The organism is Ferriphaselus amnicola, from assembly GCF_000974685.2.
In the GTDB taxonomy this organism is placed as follows: Bacteria; Pseudomonadota; Gammaproteobacteria; order Burkholderiales; family Gallionellaceae; genus Ferriphaselus; species Ferriphaselus amnicola.
The window spans coordinates 1,849,655-1,869,587 of sequence record NZ_AP018738.1 but is presented as its reverse complement, the minus strand read 5'-3'; the positions used below and the strand labels follow the sequence as shown (position 1 = coordinate 1,869,587).

Below are 19,933 nucleotides of genomic sequence, written 5' to 3'. Positions count from 1 at the left end.
CAAGCGATTTAATCTGGAGGCTGGACATGTCGGCAACAACTGAAACCCCGCAAAATCTCACTTTCCGTCGCTATAAAGACGGTGAAAACAAGGTGCGTCGCCTGAATCAGAAGATATTTCAGGCCAGCTACTCCTACAAGTGCCCCACTTACATCCAGTCCACTCCGCCGTGTCAGGGCAGTTGCCCAGCAGGTGAGGATATTCGCGGTTATCTGGCCATCGTGCGCGGAACAGAGAAGCCGCCGGTTGGCGCTGACGGTAAGCCTGTCATGCCTTGGCAGGAATATGCTTGGCGTCGTCTGACCGAAGCCAACCCGTTCCCGTCGGTGATGGGGCGGGTGTGTCCAGCTCCGTGTGAATCCGGCTGTAACCGAAACGAGGTTGAAGATCACGTTGGCATCAACTCGGTCGAACACTTCCTCGGTGAATATGCGGTCGCTAACAATCTTAAATTTAAGCAGCCTGTCGTCGAAGCTTCCGGCAAGAAGGTCGCTATTCTCGGCGGCGGCCCTGCTGGCCTGTCCTGTGCCTATCAACTGGTGTTGAAGGGCCACGAAGTCACCATCTTTGACGAACACGCATTCCTTGGCGGCATGATGCGTTATGGCATTCCTGGCTTCCGTACACCACGCGATGTGTTGGACGCTGAGATTCAGCGCATCCTCGATCTGGGCGTGAAGACACGCATGAACTGCCACGTGGGCAAGGACATCACGCTGGAGCAGATCCGCCAAGAATTCGATGCCGTGTTCTTGGGTATGGGCGCACAGGCAGGTCGTGCATTGCCTATCGCCGACAGCGAAGCACCCAATGTGGTGACTGCGACCGCTTTCCTGAAAGCCTTCAATGACGGGCGGTTGCAGCACGTCGGCAAGCGTGTGGTCGTGGTCGGCGGCGGTGACACTTCGATCGACGTGGCGACGGTCGCACGCCGTTTGGGACATATCTCCCATGCCAATCCAACCGATACCGAACATGCTATCGCCGGACGCATGGCGCATGACGTGGCGGAAATCTCGGCCAAGGAAGGCGCGGATGTGACGCTGACTTCGATCTTCAATATCGATAAGATGCAGGCCAACAAGCATGAGATCGAGCAGGCGCTGGCCGAAGGTATCCACATTCGCGGCAGTCTGGTGCCGGTCGGCATCGTGCGCGGTGCGGATGGTCGCGCCACGGCTCTGCGTGTGATGCAGTGCGAAGCCAAGATGGCGGGTGGGAAGCTGGAGATCAAGAACATCGAAGGATCCGAGCAGGACATCGAGGCCGATCTGATCGTCTCGGCCATCGGGCAGGCGGTGGACTTTACCGGGCTGGAAGCCTTTAACAACGGCAAAGGTGCGGTCTCGACCGATCGCAACTATGTGGTGAATGGACAACAGGGCGTGTTCGCCGGCGGTGACGTGATCCGTCCGCATCTGCTGACCACTGCCATCGGTCATGGCTCCATCGCGGCTGATGGTATCCATAACTTCCTATTGGGACGAGATCTAGAGAAGCGTCCCAAGATCGATGCGCATCAGTTCGACCTGATGCGTAAATTGGCAGAGAAGGGCATCAAGATCGAGACAGCCAGTGAGCCGCTGCGCGGCACCTGCGATTCCAATGTCGCGGTGCACAACTTCGATGACCGTTCGGATCGCTACATCATCCCGCACGACAAGCTGTTCCTCGGGCATTTTGGCTACACCGCGCGCAACAAGCGCAATGTGGTGACGCTGGATAAGGAAAGCGCGCTGGGCAACTTCGATGATCGACTGGGTGTGCTCGGCGAGAAGGACGCAGTCTCCGAAGCCAAGCGCTGCATGAGCTGCGGCATGTGCTTCGAGTGCGACAACTGCGTGGTGTATTGCCCGCAGACCGCTGTTTCCCGCGTGAAGAAGAGCGAGGCAACTACGGGCCGTTATGTGAAGACCGATTACGATAAGTGCATCGGCTGCCATATCTGTGCGGATGTCTGTCCGACCGGCTACATCCAGATGGGCCTTGGGGAATAGCGAGCGCCAGATGTTCAGACTGCTCACCGCCATTTTGCTTGCCTGCTGCGTCAGCCTGACGGCCAGCGCACATGAAAGTTCGTTCACACCCAAGCTGGACATCGGCAAGGGAGGGAAGTGTGTGGAAGATGAATCGACCATGCGCAACCATCATTACGAGTTGATCCGTCATCAGCGCGACGATACGATGCGTAAGGGCATCCGTGGCGGCAAGTACAGTCTAGCCGGTTGTGTCGATTGTCACGCCAGCAAGAAGAACAACAGTGTGTTGGGCAGCAGCGAGAATTTCTGCCAAGGGTGTCACGAGTATGCAGCGGTCAAGCCGGACTGCTTCGAGTGTCACAGCAGCAAGCCACGCAAAGCCGTCGGAGAAGCCAAATGAGCGAGATCAATAACGACCGTCGCCAGTTTATGGGCAAGGCACTGGCCTTGGCTGGTTTGGCCATCGCGCCGGGTGTGATGCTCTATGACGTGGCACACGCTGGCAACGACGGCAAGCCCGCTTCCAGCAAAGTCCGTTGGGGCATGTTGATCGACTCCAATCAGTGTCAGGAGGGGTGCGACGATTGCGTGACCGCCTGCAATACCGAAAACGGCTTGTCCGGTGGAAAAAAATCCACCGATTCGCAGTGGATACGTAAGGTCGAGCTGAAGGACATGCGTAGTGGCCGCAGCCTCAATCTGCCGATGATGTGCCAACACTGTGCCGAGCCACCTTGCGTCGATGTTTGTCCGACGCAAGCTTCATTCAAACGTGCCGACGGTATCGTGCTGGTCGATAAGCACCGCTGCATCGGCTGTCGTTACTGCATGATGGCGTGTCCGTATAAGGCGCGTTCCTTCGTGCATGAGGAACTTCACGATCAGAACCCTGATGTGCCGCGCGGCAAGGGGACGGTGGAGAGCTGTACCTTGTGCGTGCATCGCGTGGATCGCGGCGAATCCCCCGCTTGCATGGAAGCTTGCGCTAAGGCTGGGCACAACGCCATTCTGTTCGGCGATCTGAATGACCCGGAAAGCGAGATATCCAAGCGTATCAGCAGCGTTGCCACGTCGCAGATTCGCGCCGATCTGGGCTTGAACCCAGGCATCCGTTATCAGGGAGTGTGACATGCCTACACCAGCGTCCTTAAGGGCTAAGAATCGACTTTATTATGTGCTGCTGGCCTTAGGCGGAGTGGTTGCTCTGGCTGGACTATATGCCGTGCACATGATGGAAGAACATGGCCATATCATCAGCGGAATGAACAATCAGGTCGTGTGGGGCATCCCGCATGTGTTCGCCATCTTTCTGATCGTTGCTGCGTCGGGTGTGTTGAATGTTGCCTCCATCGGTTCGGTGTTCGGCAAGGCAATCTACAAGGCGCGCGCACCGTTGGCTAGCTTACTGTCGCTCGCGATGCTGTCGGGCGGGTTGACTGTGCTGATGCTGGATCTGGGGCGTCCTGATCGCGTCATCGTTGCTGCGACCAACTACAATCTCACCTCAGTGTTCGCTTGGAACGTGGTGTTGTATTCGGGCATGTTCTCGCTGGTGATCGTTTATCTGTGGACGATGATGGAGCAGCGCATGAACCCGTTCAACAAGGCAGCTGGCTTGGCCGTGTTCGTCTGGCGTTTCGTGCTGACCACCGGTACTGGGCTGATCTTTGCATTCCTGACCGCACGTCAGGCTTACGGCTCAGCACTGCTGCCGCCGATGTTCATCGTGCTGTCGTTTGCATGGGGGCTGGCGGTGTTCCATGTGGTGCAGACCGTCATTTACGCGTGGAACGACAAAACACTCGACCCAACGATCCTGCAACGTAAAAAGAACCTGCTCGGCGTATTCGTCATCGCATCGCTGTACATGGTTGCGGTCTATCATCTGACCAATCTTTATTTTGCGCACCAAGCTCGATTCGAGCATTTCATCCTGAGCGATGGCGGTGTCTATACCTTGCTGTTCTGGCTTGGTTATGTCATGTTCGGCAATGCGATCCCGCTCGGTTTGATCTACGCGCCGGGACTCGGCAAGACTCGATGCGTGATGGCGGCTTCGATGCTCGTCGTATTGGGCGCTTTCTCTTTGCTGTATGTGTTCATCATCGGTGGTCAGGCGTTCCCACTCAACATCTTCCCCGGCTATGAAGCCAGTAGCAGCTTTGGCGATGGGCAGATCGCGAGTTATCAGCCATCGATCTACGAGTTTCTGCTGGGTTTTGGTGGCTTGGCAATCGCCTTCATCATCACCACGGTCAGCGTGCGTGTGCTGAATTTCATGCCACAGGACAAGGCTTACATCGCCGACTAACACTTTCGGAAGGCTGCCATGAATCGTATGCTCATTTCGGCAGCACATAAATCGTCCGGCAAGACCATGGTCAGCATCGGTTTGTGCGCTGCACTCGCAGCGCGTGGCCATGTCGTGCAACCGTTCAAGAAGGGCCCAGACTACATTGATCCGATGTGGCTGAGCCAAGCCGCTGGACGTTCCTGCCGTAACCTTGATCTTTATCTGATGGAGCGCGACGACATCGTCGCCACGTTCGCTCGCCATGCCACGGAAGTAAACATAGTTGAAGGTAACAAGGGCTTGTATGACGGCCTTGCGCTGGACGGCAGCAACAGCAACGCGGCGTTGGCCAAGATGCTCGACTTGCCGGTGATACTGGTGATCGACGCACGCGGCATGACGCGCGGTATCGCGCCGCTGATCCTCGGCTATCAAGCGTTTGATCGCGACATCAACATCGCCGGAGTCATCCTCAACAACCTAGGTGGATCACGCCACGAATCCAAGCTGCGCGCGGTGATCGAGCACTATACCGATGTGCCGGTGATCGGTGCGATTCACCACGATGAGCGCCTTGCCATCGTCGAGCGGCACCTCGGCCTGATGCCGAGCAACGAGTCGCATGTTGCTAGTGCCAAGATCAAACAGATCGCCTCGGCCATCGCCGAACAAGTCGATCTGGACAAGCTGCTGGTACTGACGCAGAAAGAATCGCTGGCTATCCCGCACACGGCCACGGTGAGCCCATTGCCATGTGGCGAGAAGGTGCGCATCGCCATCGCGCGCGACCGCTCGTTCGGTTTCTATTACGCGGATGATCTAGATGCGTTGGAGGCGGCGGGGGCGGAACTGGTGCCCTTTGACACCTTGCGCGATGCGCATCTACCTGACGTGGATGGGCTGTACATCGGTGGCGGTTTTCCCGAGACCTGCGCTACTGAACTGGAAGCGAATGTGACGTTGCGCGGAGAGATCAAACGCGCCATCGATCAGGGAATGCCCGCCTACGCCGAGTGCGGCGGGCTGATGTATCTGTCGCGCGGCATCACTTACGAAGATCACACCTTCGAGATGGTCGGCGCCATCCCCGGTGATGTGCAGATGCACGCCAAGCCCATAGGTCGTGGCTATGTCCATCTGCACGAAGATTTAGAGCATCTTTGGCCGCGCCCCGATACTCCGGCTAAGCAGATCAAGGCGCACGAATTCCACTATTCCAAGCTGGTGAACCTTCCGCCAGACAGCCGCTTCGCTTACCATGTGGCACGCGGTTACGGCATCGATGGCGACCGAGACGGGCTGGTGGTCAATAACCTTCTAGCTTCCTACACTCATTTACGCACCATTGGCAGTTGCTATTGGGCGACCCGTTTTGTCGCCTTCGTGCGCCGTTGCAGTTTTCGATCATCTACCTTAATCAACGAGAAGGCATTATGAGCACAAGTTTGTATCTAGCAGCGATCGCTGCATTCGACCGGGCAAACTCGGAAGACCCGAACAAGGAAGTGTTTGACGGTAAGGAATATCCCAAGGAGTTGCTCTACGCGCAGCGCATGACGGAGATGCAGGAGCGTTTTGCGCCTGAAGCGTCCGAGGCGGTGAAGCTGGCCGTGCGCGCCCAGCACATCCAGCGCTGGAAGATTCCGCGCAGCGACTATGCGATGGATAAGCCAGGCTACATGCTGTGGCGTACCACGCTGTACAAATTCCACGCGGATACCGCTGGCAAGCTGATGCAGGAGGTCGGCTACGATGACGAGATGATCGCCCGGGTGAAGACCATCGTTGGCAAGAAAGACCTCAAGACAAACCCTGAGACGCAGATGATGGAAGACGTCGTCGATCTGGTGTTCATTGAGCACTACATGCTGGCATTCGCCGGCCAACACGCCGATTACGACGAAGCCAAGTGGATCGTCATCATCAAGAAGACTTGGAACAAGATGTCCGAGAGCGCCCACGCATTCGCACTGGCAGGCAAGATCAAACTGCCGGAAGCTCTGGTTCCGCTGATTCTGAAGGCGGTCGCTTAACATGGATTTTCTGCCGATCTTTGCCAATGTCCGCAACAAACCCTGCCTCGTAGTCGGCGGCGGTGAAGTCGCCAAACGCAAGGCGGGTGTGCTGCTGGAAGCAGGCGCGCAGGTATGTGTCGTCGCTCCCGAGATCGACGAAGAGTTGGCTCAGACTCCGGGTATCGAAGCCATCCACGCTCGTTTCGATGTACCGCATCTGGATGGCATGACGTTGGTCATCGCTGCGACCAATGATCGTGAGGTGAACAAGCTGGTCTCGGCCTTGGCACAAGAACGCAATATCCCAGTCAACGTGGTGGACGATCCCGAGCTGTGCAGCTTCATCATGCCTGCCATTCTCGACCGTTCGCCGCTGATGGTCGCGTTCTCCAGCGGCGGCGCTTCGCCCGTGCTGACGCGCATGATGCGCGGCAAGATGGAGACGGTCATCCCGCAGAACTACAGTCGTCTGGCCGGATTCGCCGAACGCTTCCGTACCACCGTGAAGCAGCGCGTAACCAATCCCGCCAAGCGTCGCATCTTCTGGGAGAACGTGTTCGACGGCGTGGTGGCAGAGAAAGTGCTGACCGGTGACGAAGCCAGCGCCGAAGCGATGCTGGAACAGATGCTGGCGGACGAAGACAACATCGTGCGCGGCGAGGTGTATCTGGTTGGTGCCGGCCCCGGCGACCCTGATCTATTGACCTTCCGCGCGCTGCGATTGATGCAGAAAGCCGATGTGGTGGTCTATGACAACCTCGTGTCCAAGCCCATCGTCGATATGACGCGGCGCGACGCTGAGCGCATCTTCGTTGGCAAGAAGCGCAACGACCACACCTTGCAGCAGGAGGAGATCAACGAGTTGCTGGTGCGTCTTGCTAAAGAGGGCAAGCGCGTGTTGCGCCTCAAGGGCGGCGACCCGTTTATCTTCGGGCGCGGCGGCGAAGAGATCGAGACGCTGGCGGCCGAAGGCATCGCCTTTCAAGTCGTGCCCGGCATCACGGCCGCTTCCGGCGTGGCCTCGTATGCCGGTATCCCGCTGACCCATCGCGACCATGCGCAATCCTGCGTGTTCGTCACGGGTCATCTGCGCGACGGCACGATGAATCTGGACTGGGAGCAACTCGCCCGTCCTCGTCAGACCGTGGTGGTCTATATGGGCTTGCACGGGCTGGATACGCTGTGTGCCAAGCTGGTCGAGCACGGCCAGCCCGACACCACGCCGATTGCCATCGTGCAGCACGGCACACAACCCACGCAGCGCGTCATCACTGGAACGCTGGCGACGCTGCCGGCCATCGCTGAACGCGAGAAGCCGCAAGCCCCGACGCTCATCATCATCGGCGGCGTGGTCACTTTACGCGACAAGTTGTCCTGGTTTCACCCCGGCGCGAACTAGCGCTCGCCCTGACGTGATGCGAGAGCGAAACGGGGGCGAGCATGGGTGAGTTATTGAGTCTGACACGAGCGGCCAGGCTGGTCGGTGCGCCGCGTACCGAGTTGCAGAAGCGGATACAACTCGGGGAGCTGCTCTCCCACGATGGCATGGTTGCGGTGAGTGACCTGCTCGCCTGTTATCCGAATGTGCAGATGGAAGATAACGTCGAGCTGCTTCGGGTCGCGCAGATAAAAGAGCGGGCATTCGGCAAGCGGGTGTTCGAGCGTGCCTTGCCCGATGCCGAGGTGCTGGCGGCGCGCATCACCGAACTGAGCCGGTCACTGGCGCAGAGCCAGAGCCAAGTCGGGCGATTCAGCGCGATGTTGGGGAAATTCTGGGACAAGTTGGGTGAGCTGGATCAGGTACAGCCGATGCCGTCTGCCGCCATCGCAGATTTGAAGACATGGTTAGTCCAGGAAGTGGAGGCGGCGATGGAACCGGGAAGCAGTAATCCTCTGGCGATCAAGGACGGCTGCCTGCGGGTGATGACCGCCCAAGTGACGTTGCTGCCGAGCAAACAGGACTTTCTGGTGGAAGGCCAAGATACTTTGCTGGAAGCGGCGATGCGCGCGGGCATCTCGCTCAACTATGGATGCAGTGGCGGGAATTGCGGATTGTGCAAGGCCAAGGTGCTGACTGGCGAGGTGAAGAAGACCCGCCATCATGACTATGTGATCAGCGAGCGTGATAAGCAGAGCGGCTATGTTTTGCTGTGCAGCAACACCGCCGTCAGTGATTTGACCATCGAAGCCGTTGAAGCGGGTGGGGTGCAGGATATTCCCTTCCAGCAGATCGCCACCAAGGTCAAATCGCTGGAGTCGCTGTCGGACGAGATGATGGCGCTGCATCTGCAAACGCCGCGTAGCCAGCGTTTACGTTTTCTTGCAGGGCAGCGGGCGATGTTGCGTGTCGGCTTATCTTTCACGGCGACATTGCCCATTGCCAGTTGCCCGTGCGACGACCGGAATCTGATCTTTCACGTACGTCGCCAACCTGGAAACCTGTTTTCGGATTACGTCTTCGACCGTTTGCATGCGAACGCAGTTGTGGAACTGGAAGGGCCGCAGGGAGAGTTCATCCTGCACGAAAAATCTTCGCGTCCGCTGTATTTCATTGCGCTGGATGATGGTTTCGCGCCGATCAGAAGCCTGATCGAGCACGCGCTTTCGCGTGAGGTAGCGTCCATCCAGCTATGGTGGGTCGCATCGGGCTTGGCGCAGCTGTATCAGCGCAATGTCGCCCGAGCTTGGGCTGACGCGCTGGATGGGTTTAGTTACACGGAAACAATAGCGGGCTTCGACCTGAGAGCTTGGTCGCTCAAGCGTGAGGATACGTTGCTAAAGATGATGGGCGACTTCGTCGCCGAGCATGCGGATATCGCCGATGGCGACATCTATATCGCAGGCCCAGAAATCGTAGTGCGGCGTGTGGAACGGTTCTTCCGGGAGCGCGGGATGCCGAAGACACGGGTTTTTGCAGAGCCAGTTTGAGTGACCTAACCCAAGGAGTGGAAGATGAAACGTGTTAACAGATACATGCTGCCCATGCTGTTCTTGCTGGCCTCTAGTGGTGTACAGGCCGCCGACGCTTTGCTTAAACCTTTTGTGCTCGGCTCAAAAGGGGCGGGTAGCGTGGCCGAGAAATCGGTGCAAACGAAAGCGGCGCTGACGAGTGCGGGTTTCGCTGTGGTCGGCGAATATGCGCCCTATGCCGGAGCGAACGTCATCGTGGTGACCAGTGATGAACTTAAAAAGAACGCGGCAGCTTCGGAGTTCGGCGGCTATGGCGCCGTACAGCGCGTCTCGGTGACCGAGGCGGCAGGTCAGGTTCAAGTCAGCTATAGCAATCCGGTGTACATGTCCCATGTGTATCGCATGAAAGGGGATCTGACGGGAGTCTCGTCAGCACTGGCGGGCGCGGTCGGCAAGATGGAAGAGTTCGGTGCGCAAGGTATGACAGCGAAATCGGCACGTAAATACCACTACATGATGGGTATGGAGTATTTCGATGAGCCCAGTGTGTTGGCCGAGTACGGCAGTTACGAAGAGGCGGTGCAGGCGGTCGATGCGAAGCTCTCGAAGGGTAGCAACGGCGTGAGCAAAGTCTATCGAGTGGATATCCCCGGCAAGCAGGAAAGCGTGTTCGGTGTCGGCCTGAAAAGCAGCAGCGACAAATACCGAGATGATCGTTTCATCATGTCGGAGATCGATTTCCGGGATGTGAAATCTACCGCACATCTTCCCTACGAGGTGCTGGTTTCTGGTGGCAAAGTCTATGCTCTGTATGCGCGCTTCCGCATCGCTATCAATTTTCCGGATCTCAGCATGATGGGTAGCAACAGCTTCATGAATATCATGAAGACACCCGAAGCGATCCGCACCGTATTGCAAGACACTGTTAAAAAATAAGCGTCCACCGAGTCAGGTGGCAGAGTCATCGAGGAGAGAGTTATGAGCGAAAAACTATTTGCCGCGATCAATGCGGGTGATGTGGCCACGACGCAGCGCATTCTATCGTCTGGCGCGTATGCCAAGACGCGGGACGTCGAGGGCAACACTTTGCTGATGCTGGCGGCGCAGCGGGGCGATCTGCCTATGGTCGAAATGCTGCTCGGTGCGGGTGCGGAAGTCGATGCGGTCGATGCCGCCGGTTGGTCAGCCTTGACGCGGGCGGTGTACAACCCCGAGTTGAAGCACGGATTCGCTGACGTGGTGCAGGCGCTGATCACGGCGGGTGCAGACATCGAGGCTCCCATCGGTTACGGCGTGCGCCCCTTGATGTTGGCCGCAGGCTATGGCGAAACAGCGGTGGTTGAAGTGCTGCTGAGTGCGGGAGCCGATGTCCTTGCGCGCAACGAAGGCGGTTATACTGCGCTGATGATGGTCAAACAAAAACACTACGTCGATGTGATCAACCTGCTGCACGAAGCCGAGCAGTTGCTGGGCGTGGGCGAAGGTTCGTGCGAAAGCAAGAACGCACCGGGTTCCAATGTCGTCACATTCATGAAGCGCCCGGCACTCTGAGCCATGCCCTATTTCATCTACCGTATCGACGCGCGGCCCATCCGCATGTTGGAAAAACTGGAAGAGCACGAGACTTACCGCGATGCCTCGGCGCGGGTCAAACAATTGCGCGCAGCACAGGCCGAAGGTTCGACCGCCCTCATCAAGATGATCCATGCTGAATCCGAACTACACGCCGAGGACTTACTCAACGAAGTGCGCATGGCTGCGCCGGTGCTGGGCGATGACTGAGCGGAGTCGCCAACGTGCAGCCTGACGTTTTGCAAGACCGCTTCGGTCGTCGTATCGACTACCTGCGCATCTCGGTCACCGACCGCTGCGACATGCGTTGCAGTTACTGTATGCCGCAGGGATTCAGCGACTACGAAGAGCCGCAGGACTGGCTCACCTACGCCGAGATCGAGCGCGTCGTCGCGGCGTTCGCGCGCTTGGGTACATCACGTTTTCGCATCACCGGCGGTGAGCCGTTGCTGCGCCGCAACCTGAGTAGCTTGGTCGGTCGGCTGGCTACTGTGCCCGGCGCGCAAGATATTTCGCTGAGCACCAACGCTACGCAGTTGGCGAAGCAGGCCGCAGTACTCAAATCGGCGGGGATCTCCCGCCTCAACGTTAGCCTCGATTCGCTCTGCGCTGAGCGCGTGTTCGACATCACCCGCCGCGACGCATTGGCGCAGGTCCTCGACGGTCTAATCGAGGCCAAGCGTTGCGGCTTCGCGCCGATCAAGATCAACATGGTGGTGATGGCGGGTGTGAACGAAGACGAGATCGACGACATGGCCGAGTTTTGCGCCCAGCATGGTTTCGTGCTGCGCCTGATCGAGACCATGCCGATGGGCGAGACCGGACGCAGCGCTGGATTCGTCGATCTTCAGCCCATCCGCCAGCGTCTGCAAGACCGTTTCGGTCTGGTCGATGGCATCATCAGCGGCGGCGGACCGGCGCGTTATCTGGTGTCGCCGGATGGCAGTTTCAGCGTCGGCTTCATCACGCCGCTGTCGCAGCATTTCTGCGAGACCTGCAACCGTGTGCGCCTGTCGGTAGACGGCACGCTGTATCTTTGTCTGGGGCAGGAACACCAGTTCCCCCTGCGTCCCTTGTTGCGCGTGGGTATCAGCGATGCCGAACTGGATGCCGCCATCCGCAGCGCCATCGAACTCAAGCCGCAACGCCACGAATTCCGCGAGCAGCCCGGTAAAATCATCCGCGTGATGTCGAAGACCGGAGGTTGAACCATGAACGATGAACTTACCCATTTTTCCAGCGCGGGCCGTGCCCGCATGGTGGACGTGTCTAATAAGCCGGATACCCAGCGCGTCGCCGTCGCCAGCGGCATCATCCGTATGCAGCCGGAGACGCTGGCGCGTATCCGAGAAGGGCGCATCGCCAAGGGTGACGTGCTGGCGGTGGCCGATGTTGCAGCGGTGATGGCCGCCAAACGCACGCCGGACATCATCCCCATGTGCCACAGCCTGCCGCTTACCGGCGTGGAAGTCAGCTTCAGCGAGACTGCCGACAGCGCCGGACTGCGCGTCGAAGTCATCGCCAAATGCGTTGGTCAGACCGGTGTGGAGATGGAGGCGCTGACCGCCGCCAGCACCGCGTTGCTCACCGTGTACGACATGTGCAAGGCGATGGATAGAGGCATGCGCATCGAATCTATCCAGCTCGAAGAGAAGCGCGGCGGCAAGAGCGGCATCTGGCGCAGGGGCGAGGCATGATCCGCCTGTTGTTCTTCGGCCCGGTGGCCGATCGGGTAGGGCGGCGCGAGCTGGACCAGCCGTTCGCGGCCGGGATGTGCTTGCAGGATGTCATCGAGAGCTTGAGCGTTGCGCACCCCGGCGCGCTGGACATCGTCAGTTTCATCGCCGTCAACCAGACGCGGGTGACCGACCGGCAACTGGCGCTGGCCGATGGCGACGAGATCGCCTTGATGGCGAAATTCTCGGGAGGTTGAGATGGAAGATCCCGTTCGTATCCAGCAAGAAGATTTCTCCCAGGATGCCGAGATCGCCGCACTGAAAGCCAGCTCGCTGCGCATCGGCGGCATTGCCACCTTCCTTGGTTGTGCGCGTGACTTCTCCGAAGGGCGCGATGTCAGCGAAATCAGCTTTGAAGCCTACGGCAGCATGGCACTCGCCGAGATGAACAAGCTGCGCACGGAAGCCATCGCGAATTTCAAACTCATCGATGCCCGCATCGTCCACCGCGTTACCACCGTCCGCGCCGGTGACAACATCGTCTTCATCGCCGCCGCCGCCGAACACCGTGCTGCCGCCTTCGATGCCTGCCGCTGGATCATCGACGAACTCAAACAGCGCGTACCGATCTGGAAGAAAGAGATCACGCCAGCAGGCGAGGCGTGGGTTACGCCGCATCCGTAGGAATCGATGAAAATCTTTCGACCAGTTGTGTAAAGATGCACAACATTGAGCACACATTATTGGAGGTTGAATCTTGAGGAAGATTGTCATCCTGTCTGTTCTAGTTGCTTTGATTTGGAATGGCTATACAAAATTCGAGAATGAGCGGGCTGCAGTGGTTGGCGAACAGCAAAGCACACCGAGCAAGGATACAAGGCCATCGACGCAGGACGTAATTGGTATTGAAGCGTCGGAAGCTGGGCATGGGTATAGCGAGCCCGTAGTCGTAACACCGCCCACACATGCATTTAGTTGCGACGGCAGAATCTATTGCTCTCAAATGACCTCCTGCGAGGAAGCTAAGTTCTTTTTACAAAACTGCCCTGGAGTCAAAATGGACGGGGGACGCTCTAATGGCATTCCTTGTGAGACACAATGGTGCAACTAATGGCGCAAACTTTTGAGCCTCACTATTAAAGTGGCGCGACGGTTGGTTGACGACTCTCAATACGCATGAAAATGGCGGGTTGTTTCTTATGGCAAAAACACTAACCTTCGTCGGCCATTCCGGCTCCGGTAAAACTACTCTAGTCGAGAAATTGGTGCGTGAGTTTGCACAACGCGGACTGCGGGTCGCGACAATCAAGCACGCGCATCATCAGGTGCAACTCGATACGCCGGGCAAGGATAGCTGGCGCTACACCCAAGCGGGGGCGGCGTTGAGTATGCTGGTGACGGGGGAGGGCGTGCAGTTGGTCGCGAAAGAGATTGTTGAACGCGATCCGCAGCAATTGGCGCAGCGCTTCATTGGCGAGGCTGATCTGGTACTGGCGGAGGGGTTTTCGTTGGCTCCGGGGGCGAAGATCGAGGTGGTTCGCCGTGCGCATAACCCGACGCCGCGCTGTACGGTCGAGAATGGTTTGGTCGCGCTGGTGACCGATGTTGATGAGGCATTCCCGCAGTTGCCGCATTTTGCGCTGGACGATGTCGATGGCATTGTTGATTTCATCCTGAAACTATGAGCATCGAGGATTGCACCGCGCTGATTCTTGCAGGCGGCGATTCGCGTCGCATGGGGCAGGATAAAGCGACGCTGGTGCTCGATGGAAAGAGTTTGCTGGAGCGGGTGACGGGGACGATGCAGGCGATCTTTCCCCGCGTGATCGTCAGTGTTCGTCAGCAACGTGTCGGTTTGGAATTGCGGCAAGTGTGCGACGAAGTGACGGCTAGCGGGCCGTTGGCCGGCTTGATTGCCGGGCTTGCACAGGCTGAAACGCCGTGGGTGTTTGCGGTGGCGTGCGATATGCCGTTCGTGTCGCCAGCGTTGGTCGTGAAGCTGGCAGATTTTCGCGCTGGACATCAGGCGGTGGTGCCGATGGTGGGCGGGCATCCGCAGCCATTGGCGGCATTCTATGCGGCAAGTGCATTGGAGGCGATGCGCACATCTCTGGCGAGTGGCGACCTCAGCTTGCGCGGGATGTTGGGCAAGCTGGACGTATGCTTTGTGGATGAGGCGGAGTTGCGGGCGTGCGATCCGCAGCTCCGTAGTTTTTTTGATCTGGATACGCCGCAGGATGTCGCGGCGGCACGGCAATGAGGAAATGATGAACGGTTTGACGGTGGCAGCGGCGCAGCGATGCGTGATCGAAACGATGAGACGACTCGGTACGGAATCTGTGCCTTTGCAGCAGGCGTTGGGGCGGGTGCTGGCAGACGATGTGCGCGCCAACCGCGACCAGCCGCCGTATGACGTGTCGGCGATGGACGGCTTCGCTATCCGCAGTGCGGATGTGGCGAATGCTCCAGCGGTGCTGGAGATCATCGAGGACATCAAGGCGGGCGACATGCCGCAGAAAGTGCTGGCCGCCGGTCAGTGCGCGCGCATCATGACCGGTGCACCGGTGCCTCAGGGAGCCGACGCGGTGATTCGTGTCGAGGATACGCATGCGCAGGTCGATGACCACGTGCAAATAGCTGTTACGGTGAAGTCTGGCAACGATATCCGCGAACGCGGTGAGAGCATGAGAACCGGCGAGGTGGTGCTGGCTGCGGGTACCGAGATCACGCCGGGTGTGGTCGGTATGTTGGCGATGGTCAAGGCGAGCAGCGTGCTGGTCTATCGCCAGCCGCGCGTGGCGATCCTTTCCACGGGCGACGAGTTGGAAGGGCTGGACGAGCCCATCGATGCCAACAAGATCCCCGATGCCAATAGCTACGCGCTGATGGCGCAGGTGCAGGCGCTGGGCATCGAGCCGGTGCTGCTAGGCATCGCCCGCGACGATCCCGATCACCTGCGCGGCTTGCTGCAACGTGGCTTGCAGTTCGACGTGCTGCTGGTGTCCGGCGGCACCTCGGTCGGCGTACACGACTACGTGCGTCCGACACTGGAAGCGCTGGGCGTGCAGATGAAGTTCTGGGGCGTGGCGATGAAACCGGGGCATCCGATGGCATTCGGAGTCGCTCCGCTGACTTGGATATTCGGGCTGCCGGGCAATCCTGTTTCCAGCATGGTGTGCTTCGAGCAGTTCGTCGCACCGGCATTGCGATCCATCATGGGGCTGGCCAAGCTGCATCGCGCCACGGTGAGCGTCAAGCTGGCGCGTGATGTGAAGCACAGGCCAGGTCGGACGGACTTCGTGCGCGTCATGCTGAGTAAGGTGGCTGACGAAAGGTTGGCAACGCCGACGGGCAATCAGGGGAGCGGTATCTTGCACTCGATGGCGATGGCGGAAGGGTTGATGGTGATTCCCGCAGAGAGCAAGGGCATCGCAGCCGGTGAGATGGTCACGGTGCAGTTGCTCGATGGCACGGGTTTTCAAGGTGAGTCGGGCGGGGAATGGTGATTTCGTCGGTGAAACTACGTTGGCTTCGTCGTTCGCTCGTCCTCGCCTTATTTGACCTTTGAAATAGAAATGGAATGCTATGAAAGCACGTATCGGTTTTGTGACAGTCTCTGATCGCGCCAGTCGCGGCGAGTACGAAGACAAAGGCGGCCCAGCGATGCAGGCTTGGTTCGCGCGGGTATTGACCTCAGAATGGGAAGCGGTGTCGCGGGTCATTCCCGACGAACAGGGGCTGATCGAGCAGACGTTGATCGAGCTTGCTGACGTGGAAAATTGCAGTTTGATCGTCACCACTGGCGGCACTGGCCCAGCGCTGCGCGATGTCACGCCGGAGGCGACTGAAGCGGTGTGTCAGAAGATGATGCCGGGCTTCGGTGAATTGATGCGCGCAGCTTCGTTGAAGTTCGTGCCGACCGCGATCCTGTCGCGGCAGACGGCAGGCATCCGTGGTAAGTCGCTCATCGTGAATTTACCCGGTAAACCTTCTGCTATCGATGATTGCCTGAATGCGGTGTTCCCGGCGATCCCATATTGCATCGACCTGATCGAAGGTGCTTATCTGGAATCCGATCCGCGACAGTGCAAGGCATTCCGGCCAGCTCACGCCAAATCGAACGCCTAAGCTAGAAACAAAAGAGCCCTTGTTTCCAAGGGCTCTTTGTTGCAACTGGCGGAGAGGGAGGGATTCGAACCCTCGATACAAGTTTTAGCTCGTATGCACCCTTAGCAGGGGTGTGCCTTCGACCTCTCGGCCACCTCTCCAACGGGCGCGGAGAATACCCCATCGCCCTGTTTTGGTCAAACGTTATGCGTCTTCCTGATCCAGATCGAAGGCCTTGTGCAGTACGCGCACGGCCAATTCCAGATATTTCTCGTCGATGACGACAGAAATCTTGATCTCGGAGGTGGAGATCATTTGCAGATTGATGCCTTCTTCGGCCAAGGTGCGGAACATCTTGCTGGCGATGCCGACATGCGAACGCATGCCTACGCCGACGACGGAAACCTTGGCGGTCTTGTTGTCGCCGACCACGTTGCGTGCGCCAATGTGCGGCTGAACCTGATTCTTCAGAATGTCCATCGCCTTGGTGAACTCGCTGCGGTTGACGGTGAACGAGAAGTCCGTGCTGCCATCGGTGCCGACGTTCTGAATGATCATGTCCACGTCGATGTTGGCATCCGAGACTGGGCCGAGGATCTGGTAAGCGATTCCGGGCTTGTCGGGTACGCCGATGACGGTGATCTTGGCTTCGTCGCGGTTGAAAGCGATGCCGGAGATGATGGCCTGTTCCATTTTGTTATCTTCCTCAAACGTGATCAGCGTGCCTTCGCCCGGTTCTTCGAGGAACGAGGAGAGTACGCGTAACTTTACTTTGTATTTGCCAGCGAATTCGACCGAGCGGATCTGTAGCACCTTGGAGCCGAGGCTGGCCATTTCCAGCATCTCTTCGAAGGTGATGCTCTTCAGGCGGCGCGCTTCAGGTACGACGCGCGGGTCGGTGGTATAGACGCCATCCACGTCGGTGTAGATCTGGCATTCGTCGGCCTTGAGCGCAGCGGCAAGTGCTACGCCGGTGGTGTCCGAACCGCCGCGTCCCAGCGTGGTGATGTTGCCGTGCTCATCGACGCCTTGGAATCCCGCGACGACGACGACGCAATCGTTGTCCAGATCGGCGCGGATGTTCTGCTCGTCGATGCTGATGATGCGAGCTTTGGTGAAGGCGCTGTCGGTGAGGATCTTGACTTGGTCGCCGGTGTAACTCTTGGCTTTCAGACCTTGCTCCTTGAGCGCCATCGCCAGCAGGCCGATGGTGACTTGCTCGCCGGTGGAGACGATCACGTCAAGCTCGCGCGGATCGGGTTCAGACTGGATCTCTTTGGCCAGTGCGATCAGGCGGTTGGTTTCACCACTCATGGCGGAGACGGCGACGACGACTTGGTGTCCTTGTGCCTTGAATTTTGCGACACGGCGCGCGACGTTCTTGATGCGCTCCGGGGTGCCGACGGATGTGCCGCCGTATTTTTGAACTATCAGTGCCACGATATTCCTAAAAGTTTATGTGTTTCAAAACGGTGCGCATTTTACCTGAGTGCAGGATAAAGTGGACAAAAAACGCGGCGCTCCGTCTCTGCTAAACTTCGCCTCACTCCATACATCACTCAGGCTGACCATGCCAAGAATCGCTACTCGAAACTACTCCGCTGAAACGGCCCAAACGCTAGCCGATTCTGGGATCACGCCATTGCTTGCGCGCGTCTATGCGGCGCGTGGCGTGACACATGCGGACGAGTTGGCCGGTGGTTTGACGCGGCTCTTATCGTTCGAGACGATGAAGGGCATTACTGCGATGGCGGTCAGACTTGCAGATGCGATCGCTGACGGGAAAAAACTATTGGTCGTGGCTGATTACGACGCCGACGGCGCGACTGCGTGTGCCGTGGCGGTGCGCGGCTTGCAGATGTTCGGTGCGCGGGTCGAGTTCATCGTGCCCAATCGGTTCGAGTACGGCTACGGGCTGACACCGCAGATCGTGCAGCTTGCCGCCCGATTTGAGCCAGATATCATCGTCACCGTGGACAACGGCATCGCCAGCGTGGACGGCGTGGCCGAAGCCAATAGGCTCGGCATCGAAGTGCTGGTGACTGACCACCACTTGCCGGGAGATGAGTTGCCAGATGCAGCTTGCATCGTCAATCCGAACCAGCCGGGTTGCCCGTTCCCAAGCAAGAATTTGGCGGGCGTGGGGGTGATGTTCTATGTGTTGCTATCGCTACGGGCGGAGCTGCGCCAGCGCGGGGTATTCAACTCCCCTCTCCCGCAAGTGGGACTGCGGGAGGGGCGCAGCGAAGCTGCGGGGCACCCACCGGCGTACTCCTTGCGGGTAGAGGGGGCGGGGGAGAGGGGCATCCAAGTTGAGCCGAATCTAGCTACCTTGCTCGACCTCGTCGCACTCGGTACCGTCGCCGATGTCGTCAAACTCGATCAGAACAACCGCATCCTCGTCCAGCAAGGTTTGGCGCGCATCCGTGCTGGGCGTGGATGCGCCGGTATCAACGCACTGCTGAAAATGGCACGCAAACAGGTGGAGCAAGTGTCTAGCTATGAACTCGGGTTCGTCGTCGGGCCGCGTTTGAACGCCGCCGGACGATTGGAGGACATGAGCTTGGGCATCCGCTGCCTGTTGACCGATGATCCCGATGAGGCTGCTGAGCTGGCGCGGCAGCTCGATGAGCTGAACCGCGCCCGGCGCGACATCGAAGCCGATATGCAGGAATCTGCGCTGGCGGCGCTGGAACAGGTCGATCCCAGCGATGGCCATACGCTCACTCTATACAACGAAGATTGGCATCAGGGCGTGATCGGCATCCTCGCTTCGCGCCTGAAAGATCGATTCCATCGTCCGGTGATCGCGTTTGCCCGCGCCAACGAAGAGGAATTGAAAGGTTCTGGGCGCAGCATCCCCGGCCTGCACCTGCGCGACGCGCTCGATCTGGTGTCCAAACGCCACCCGCAGTTGATCCAGAAGTTCGGCGGCCATGCGATGGCGGCGGGCGTGAGCGTGCGCACCGAGCACTTCGAGGCGTTCCGCGCGGCATTCGAAGCCGTCGCGCAAGAGTTGCTCAGCACCGCCGACCTGACCAAAGTCATCGAGACCGACGGCGAACTGACTGCCGCTGAATTTTCGTTGGAGTTCGCTCGTTCGCTTGAACAGCAGGTATGGGGACAAGGTTTCCCTCAGCCTAGTTTTGAGGGAGAGTTCGGGGTGGCGAGCCAGCGTGTGGTGGGCGAGAAGCATTTGAAGCTGAAACTGGAGCGGGAGGGCGTGCCGATCGAAGCGATCATGTTCAACCATGCGGACGAACTCCCGCCTCGGGCCCATTTCGTGTACAGCCTGAGTGTCAATGAATACAATGGCAGGCAAAGTTTGCAATTGGTCATCCAGCATTGTGAATACGAGTAAGCCTGAAGGGAGTCGGCTGG

Annotated in this window: 22 protein-coding genes and 1 tRNA gene; 21 read left to right on the top strand and 2 right to left on the bottom strand. The window is 58.5% G+C overall.

Annotation, left to right across the window (positions count from 1 at the left end):
- Positions 1 to 26: 26 nt before the first annotated feature.
- From OYT1_RS09360 to mog, 20 genes are all read left to right on the top strand, one after another.
- A complete protein-coding gene (locus OYT1_RS09360; protein WP_062626103.1) occupies positions 27 to 1,997 on the top strand; it encodes an NAD(P)-binding protein in 1,971 nt (656 codons plus the stop codon).
- Between the two features lie 10 nt (positions 1,998 to 2,007).
- On the top strand, positions 2,008 to 2,379 hold the full coding sequence (locus tag OYT1_RS09355; protein WP_062626102.1) for a hypothetical protein: 372 nt from the start codon (positions 2,008 to 2,010) through the stop codon (positions 2,377 to 2,379).
- Positions 2,376 to 3,107 carry a sulfate reduction electron transfer complex DsrMKJOP subunit DsrO gene (gene dsrO, locus OYT1_RS09350; RefSeq protein ID WP_062626101.1) on the top strand — a complete coding sequence of 244 codons (732 nt, stop codon included), beginning with the start codon at positions 2,376 to 2,378 and terminating at the stop codon, positions 3,105 to 3,107. The genes OYT1_RS09355 and dsrO overlap by 4 nt, the downstream gene beginning before the upstream one ends.
- Before the next feature lies 1 nt (position 3,108).
- On the top strand, positions 3,109 to 4,290 hold the full coding sequence (nrfD, locus tag OYT1_RS09345; RefSeq protein ID WP_062626100.1) for an NrfD/PsrC family molybdoenzyme membrane anchor subunit: 1,182 nt from the start codon (positions 3,109 to 3,111) through the stop codon (positions 4,288 to 4,290).
- Positions 4,291 to 4,308: 18 nt separating this feature from the next.
- Entirely contained in the window at positions 4,309 to 5,709 is a 1,401-nt protein-coding gene (locus OYT1_RS09340) for a cobyrinate a,c-diamide synthase (RefSeq protein ID WP_062626099.1), read from the top strand.
- Entirely contained in the window at positions 5,706 to 6,305 is a 600-nt protein-coding gene (locus tag OYT1_RS09335) for a DUF4202 domain-containing protein (RefSeq protein ID WP_062626098.1), read from the top strand. Before OYT1_RS09340 ends, OYT1_RS09335 begins: the two co-directional genes overlap by 4 nt.
- Position 6,306: 1 nt before the next feature.
- Positions 6,307 to 7,686 carry a siroheme synthase CysG gene (gene cysG / locus OYT1_RS09330; protein ID WP_062626097.1) on the top strand — a complete coding sequence of 460 codons (1,380 nt, stop codon included), beginning with the start codon at positions 6,307 to 6,309 and terminating at the stop codon, positions 7,684 to 7,686.
- Positions 7,687 to 7,727: 41 nt separating this feature from the next.
- Positions 7,728 to 9,215 carry a 2Fe-2S iron-sulfur cluster-binding protein gene (locus OYT1_RS09325; protein ID WP_062626096.1) on the top strand — a complete coding sequence of 496 codons (1,488 nt, stop codon included), beginning with the start codon at positions 7,728 to 7,730 and terminating at the stop codon, positions 9,213 to 9,215.
- A gap of 24 nt (positions 9,216 to 9,239) precedes the next feature.
- Positions 9,240 to 10,133 (top strand): hypothetical protein, encoded by an 894-nt coding sequence (locus OYT1_RS09320; protein ID WP_062626095.1) that lies wholly within the window; start codon positions 9,240 to 9,242, stop codon positions 10,131 to 10,133.
- A 42-nt stretch (positions 10,134 to 10,175) separates the two neighbouring features.
- Positions 10,176 to 10,748, top strand: coding sequence for an ankyrin repeat domain-containing protein (locus OYT1_RS09315; protein WP_062626094.1), 573 nt, complete (start codon positions 10,176 to 10,178; stop codon positions 10,746 to 10,748).
- A gap of 3 nt (positions 10,749 to 10,751) precedes the next feature.
- Entirely contained in the window at positions 10,752 to 10,979 is a 228-nt protein-coding gene (locus tag OYT1_RS09310) for a hypothetical protein (protein WP_062626093.1), read from the top strand.
- A gap of 14 nt (positions 10,980 to 10,993) precedes the next feature.
- On the top strand, positions 10,994 to 11,977 hold the full coding sequence (gene moaA, locus OYT1_RS09305; protein WP_062626092.1) for a GTP 3',8-cyclase MoaA: 984 nt from the start codon (positions 10,994 to 10,996) through the stop codon (positions 11,975 to 11,977).
- 3 nt (positions 11,978 to 11,980) lie between these two features.
- Entirely contained in the window at positions 11,981 to 12,466 is a 486-nt protein-coding gene (gene moaC / locus OYT1_RS09300) for a cyclic pyranopterin monophosphate synthase MoaC (RefSeq protein ID WP_062626091.1), read from the top strand.
- Positions 12,463 to 12,702 carry a MoaD/ThiS family protein gene (locus OYT1_RS09295; protein WP_062626090.1) on the top strand — a complete coding sequence of 80 codons (240 nt, stop codon included), beginning with the start codon at positions 12,463 to 12,465 and terminating at the stop codon, positions 12,700 to 12,702. The genes moaC and OYT1_RS09295 overlap by 4 nt, the downstream gene beginning before the upstream one ends.
- A gap of 1 nt (position 12,703) precedes the next feature.
- A complete protein-coding gene (locus OYT1_RS09290) occupies positions 12,704 to 13,129 on the top strand; it encodes a molybdenum cofactor biosynthesis protein MoaE (protein WP_062626089.1) in 426 nt (141 codons plus the stop codon).
- 319 nt (positions 13,130 to 13,448) lie between these two features.
- Entirely contained in the window at positions 13,449 to 13,556 is a 108-nt protein-coding gene (locus OYT1_RS14015; protein ID WP_232013255.1) for an excalibur calcium-binding domain-containing protein, read from the top strand.
- Between the two features lie 88 nt (positions 13,557 to 13,644).
- A complete protein-coding gene (gene mobB / locus OYT1_RS09280; protein WP_062626088.1) occupies positions 13,645 to 14,130 on the top strand; it encodes a molybdopterin-guanine dinucleotide biosynthesis protein B in 486 nt (161 codons plus the stop codon).
- Entirely contained in the window at positions 14,127 to 14,705 is a 579-nt protein-coding gene (gene mobA, locus OYT1_RS09275) for a molybdenum cofactor guanylyltransferase (protein ID WP_062626087.1), read from the top strand. Before mobB ends, mobA begins: the two co-directional genes overlap by 4 nt.
- Before the next feature lie 4 nt (positions 14,706 to 14,709).
- Positions 14,710 to 15,951 (top strand): molybdopterin molybdotransferase MoeA, encoded by a 1,242-nt coding sequence (locus OYT1_RS09270; protein ID WP_232013156.1) that lies wholly within the window; start codon positions 14,710 to 14,712, stop codon positions 15,949 to 15,951.
- A gap of 79 nt (positions 15,952 to 16,030) precedes the next feature.
- Positions 16,031 to 16,573 carry a molybdopterin adenylyltransferase gene (mog, locus tag OYT1_RS09265; RefSeq protein ID WP_062626085.1) on the top strand — a complete coding sequence of 181 codons (543 nt, stop codon included), beginning with the start codon at positions 16,031 to 16,033 and terminating at the stop codon, positions 16,571 to 16,573.
- Between the two features lie 46 nt (positions 16,574 to 16,619).
- Here the strand turns inward: mog and OYT1_RS09260 are convergent.
- A tRNA-Ser gene (locus OYT1_RS09260) sits at positions 16,620 to 16,713 on the bottom strand.
- Positions 16,714 to 16,756: 43 nt separating this feature from the next.
- Positions 16,757 to 17,992 carry an aspartate kinase gene (locus OYT1_RS09255; RefSeq protein WP_062626084.1) on the bottom strand — a complete coding sequence of 412 codons (1,236 nt, stop codon included), beginning with the start codon at positions 17,990 to 17,992 and terminating at the stop codon, positions 16,757 to 16,759.
- A 130-nt stretch (positions 17,993 to 18,122) separates the two neighbouring features.
- On the opposite strand from OYT1_RS09255, the gene recJ reads away from it, so the two are divergent.
- The gene (gene recJ / locus OYT1_RS09250; RefSeq protein WP_062626083.1) at positions 18,123 to 19,913 is read left to right on the top strand and encodes a single-stranded-DNA-specific exonuclease RecJ; all 1,791 of its coding nucleotides are present in this window, start codon (positions 18,123 to 18,125) and stop codon (positions 19,911 to 19,913) included.
- Positions 19,914 to 19,933 lie beyond the last annotated feature (20 nt).